This is a genomic window from Chamaesiphon sp. VAR_69_metabat_338 (genome assembly GCF_031423935.1).
In the GTDB taxonomy this organism is placed as follows: domain Bacteria; phylum Cyanobacteriota; class Cyanobacteriia; order Cyanobacteriales; family Chamaesiphonaceae; genus Chamaesiphon.
Map to the genome: position 1 here is coordinate 1 of NZ_JANPGM010000278.1, position 3732 is coordinate 3732.

At 49.1% G+C, this 3732-nt stretch carries 6 protein-coding genes; 3 read left to right on the forward strand and 3 right to left on the reverse strand.

Annotation, left to right across the window (positions count from 1 at the left end):
- Positions 1 to 318 precede the first annotated feature (318 nt).
- Entirely contained in the window at positions 319 to 444 is a 126-nt protein-coding gene (locus RMO84_RS08185) for a hypothetical protein (RefSeq protein ID WP_310487973.1), read from the forward strand.
- Between the two features lie 33 nt (positions 445 to 477).
- Positions 478 to 963: a DUF3565 domain-containing protein gene (locus RMO84_RS08190; protein WP_310487974.1), complete on the forward strand. Its 486-nt coding sequence runs from the start codon at positions 478 to 480 to the stop codon at positions 961 to 963.
- Between the two features lie 39 nt (positions 964 to 1002).
- On the opposite strand, the gene RMO84_RS08195 is transcribed toward RMO84_RS08190, so the two are convergent.
- Together RMO84_RS08195 and RMO84_RS08200 are read right to left on the reverse strand one after the other, a co-directional pair.
- On the reverse strand, positions 1003 to 1179 hold the full coding sequence (locus tag RMO84_RS08195) for a hypothetical protein (RefSeq protein ID WP_310487975.1): 177 nt from the start codon (positions 1177 to 1179) through the stop codon (positions 1003 to 1005).
- A gap of 35 nt (positions 1180 to 1214) precedes the next feature.
- On the reverse strand, positions 1215 to 1883 hold the full coding sequence (locus tag RMO84_RS08200) for a biopolymer transporter ExbD (protein WP_310487976.1): 669 nt from the start codon (positions 1881 to 1883) through the stop codon (positions 1215 to 1217).
- Between the two features lie 217 nt (positions 1884 to 2100).
- Between RMO84_RS08200 and RMO84_RS08205 the strand changes: the two genes are divergently transcribed.
- Complete coding sequence (locus RMO84_RS08205) at positions 2101 to 3036, forward strand: ribonuclease Z (RefSeq protein WP_310487977.1); 936 nt, start codon at positions 2101 to 2103, stop codon at positions 3034 to 3036.
- A gap of 21 nt (positions 3037 to 3057) precedes the next feature.
- On the opposite strand, the gene RMO84_RS08210 is transcribed toward RMO84_RS08205, so the two are convergent.
- On the reverse strand, positions 3058 to 3732 hold a 675-nt coding region (locus RMO84_RS08210), incomplete at its 5' end, for a hypothetical protein (protein WP_310487978.1).

Sequence of the window (3732 nt, forward strand, 5' to 3'; positions counted from 1 at the left end):
CGCCCACCAGCGGGAGATCGTTGATGCCAACTTCATCAAACCATAGAATAAATGCTCGATCGCGAGCTGGTTCGGTCATCAAGCTGGGGGCGGTACCGAGCATAATCCAATCCTCTAATGGCGATAGGCAGATTTTCAATATCTTCAATTCTAGACCAACAATTTGGGGAACTTGTGAAGAAGCTCTGAAAAATATCCACGATCGGGCGGTGCTGATGTGCGCTCCGTGCCCCTACTTTCAAGTTCGGGTATCGTCTCTAGAATCAATAGTTCCTAAATTCAGCACCACCGCATTTGCTGACAAAATCATCATTGACAATGAAAGTTGCTATTTTTATTACCCAATCATCCGATTGGTCGATCGATGAAGATGAGGTCGATCGAGTAACCCGATCGAATGTTACTCAGGTAGAACGAGGACAGATTTACAAAAATGAAATTTAGACTGATACATTAAAAGTATAAAGGAGACTAACATTGCATCGATCGATTGTCGGATTTCATCAAGATTTAGAGCAACATTGGGTAGCAGAATTAGACTGCGGACATTGCCAACATACCCGTCACGAACCGCCCTTTTTTCCACGTCCTTGGGTAATTACTGCAGCAGGAAGACTAGCACAGATCGGACAGTTCCTCAATTGTGTGTTGTGCGACAGGCAAGAAATCCCAACGGGCTATGCTCCGTATCGACGCACACCCTTGTTTGCCAACGATTCGATTCCACAGGGGTTGAGAGCGCGACACACGATTACCAAAGGCGTGTGGGGCAAGATTTATGTCCAATTAGGTAGTTTGCGGTATCGAATTCACGACCCATATCATACTGAAATAATCCTCGTTGGCGGAGCCTCTCCAGCGGAGAATCGAGATCGTCAGGGCATCGTTTTACCAGAAGTAGAACATGAAGTCGAACCACTCGACAATGTTGAATTTTTTGTAGAGTTCTGGAAAAAAGTTTGAGCTTGAATCCAAAACTTGACATCTTTTGAATACACACTTTCAAATTTTAAGCGGCGATCGACCTACGAACGGACAATCTATCTTCTTGCCGTAGAGATTCGATCTTTTTCTCGCCCCATCTAAGTTACTAACTACGACGGCGGTGGCTAGATCTTTTACCTCAACACAGCCAAATTGACCCGATCGAGCCAAGTCTAGCACTGAAGCATGAATCATGGTTTGGCTCGATCGAGTGATGGATGTCTCGATCGCTACGGGGACTTGCTGGGAGCTGGACTGGGACTTGCTGTCGGCACGATCGCTGGAGTTGTGGCGGTGGGAGTAGGTTGGATCGTAGTAGGAGCGACTTGCGTCGGTGCTACGGCTGCGCCAGGGATGGGCGCGACGACACCAGTGTTTGGCTGAGTAGTGGTGGGAGTTGTGCCAGGATCGGGATTCACACCTCGATCGGGATTGGAGGGATAGCCGGAGCCTGTCGGGTTGGGAATGACTGGAGGCGTGGGTGCGACAGTATTAGAGGGCAACGTGGCTAGGGCGACGCGATCGCCAGCCACCCCTCTGAGGGCATCGAGGACTTCGACGACTTTGTTATAACTGACTTGTTTGGAAGCGTACAGCACGATCGAGCTATTGGGACGCGATTGGCGATACTGTTTGACTGCTTCAACCAACTGTCCGGGTGCAAGCATTGGCTGCTGCTCTAGAAATAGTTGTCCGGCATCATTGAGACTGACCATTAATAGTTCTCGCGCAGCGGGGGTGCCACTAGTAGCACTAGGAATATCGACGCTAATCGCCTGCTGTCTGGCTACCTGTAGTCCAGCTAATAAGAAAAACGTCAAAATACAGAAAATAACGTCAATCAGCGGTACTAGCTCGATTCTGGGGTCTTCTGTGTTGTTGCCGGAGTCGATCTTCATTTAGGGGATAGAGGGTAGGGGATAGGGGATAGAGAGTAGAGGGTAGGGGATAGGGATTGGCGATATTAATTAGCTGCGCTCTCTATAATCTTCATCACCCTACTATTCTAGGTGGTCGATCGTCTACCCTTGACTGGAAACTTGGTTTCTTCATTTATAATTGGAGCTACGCCAACAACTTGTTGGTGTAGCCGATCGCCAATGAGAGTCGAATCACGTGCAAATTACTTTTCTCGGCACATCTTCTGGTGTCCCCACCAGGGCGCGCAATGTTTCTAGTATCGCGCTCAATCTGCCACAACGGTCGGAAGTGTGGCTATTCGACTGCGGTGAAGCTACCCAACATCAATTATTACGCTGCGATGTCAAAATCAGCCAGATTCGGCGGATTTTTGTCACGCACTTGCACGGCGATCATATTTTTGGATTGATGGGATTGCTAGCTACTTACGGAATGGCGGGCAGTCCCGATCGCATCGATATCTATGGCCCCAAGGGGTTAGATGAATATCTGCGAGCGTGTCAAAAGTATTCCTACACTCATTTTAACTACCCGATTAAGGTACACACGATCGAGCCTGGGGTCGTACATCGGGAAGCAGATTTTACCGTTACTTGCATTCCGCTCAAGCACAAGGTACCAGCCTATGGCTATCGGGTCAGCGAGACTGACAAACCCGGTCGATTTAACCTAGATAAAGCCAAGGAATTAGGCATTCCCTCGGGGCCGATTTATGGCAAGTTAAAAAATGGAGAAGTTGTCACCTTGCCAGACGGCAGGGTCATTAATGGGCGCGACTTATGTGGCGAGATCGAAATCGGGCGCAAGTTTGTCTACTGTACCGATACCGTATTTTGTGAAAACTCGATCGAACTTGCTGTCGATGCGGATGTGTTGATTCATGAGTCTACATTTGCCCATGAAGATGCCGAGATGGCCTTTGACCGGCTGCATTCTACCTCGACGATGGCCGCGCAGGTGGCTTTGGGTGCGGGAGCTAAAGAACTAATTTTGACGCATTTTAGCCCCCGTTACGCACCTGGAAACCCGATCGTTTTAGACGATCTCTTGCAAGCCGCTCGATCGATTTTTCCCAATACGAAGATGGCTTACGATCTAATGACGCATGAGATCGCGCGGCGGGTGAGCTAGGAGTTGCGACTCCCAACTAACTTAACGAGAATTCGACATCGTTCTTCTCGTATTCCTTCTCATCTGTCTGCGACGATATTGGCGATTGGAACGGAACCGCTTCCGCCGGATTGTAGGCCGAGGTTGGACTTCAGCCGGTCTGACCTCCGGCTCGGCTGCTGGTGTCTCGGCGGGCTTTTCTTCAGCTCCAGGTTTACTACCGCCAAAGATATTCACAAACTGAAGGCTGGCTAGCTGCGCTTCTAAAACTTTAGTTTCAGCTACCGTCTCAAACAACCGAACATTGCTCATGCTCCCGATCGTTTTCAGGTTCAGGAGCGATAAATTCAGCGATAGCTCTGGCGAAATTTTTTCGGGCAAAGATAGCAAACTATACGCCACGATATACGTTTCGGAACCAACAGTAACGGTTTGGCCTTTGGTGTAATAGTTACTGGCAAACGAACCATTCCCAAACAAACTTACAAAGGCTTGAAAATTACCAATCTCGACCTGACCGTGGGTGCTCATCGCCCGCCATTCGGGAGTCAAATCTTTCAGCTTGATGGTGGTGGGAACACTATTGCCGCTTAGAATACCAGCAAAACCCGGCTCGGCAGCTAATAACTGGGGCGTGACACTGACTACCGGCTGATTTGCTGGGATCGCTGCCCAGACAACTGGCTCAAATGTACCGATCGCAATGATGCCTAGCAG

Coding starts and splice junctions, on each gene's coding strand:
- RMO84_RS08185 (WP_310487973.1), top strand. CDS start 319: ATGAAAGTTGCTATTTTTATTACCCAATCATCCGATTGGTCGATCGAT.
- RMO84_RS08195 (WP_310487975.1), bottom strand. CDS start 1,179: ATGATTCATGCTTCAGTGCTAGACTTGGCTCGATCGGGTCAATTTGGC.
- RMO84_RS08200 (WP_310487976.1), bottom strand. CDS start 1,883: ATGAAGATCGACTCCGGCAACAACACAGAAGACCCCAGAATCGAGCTA.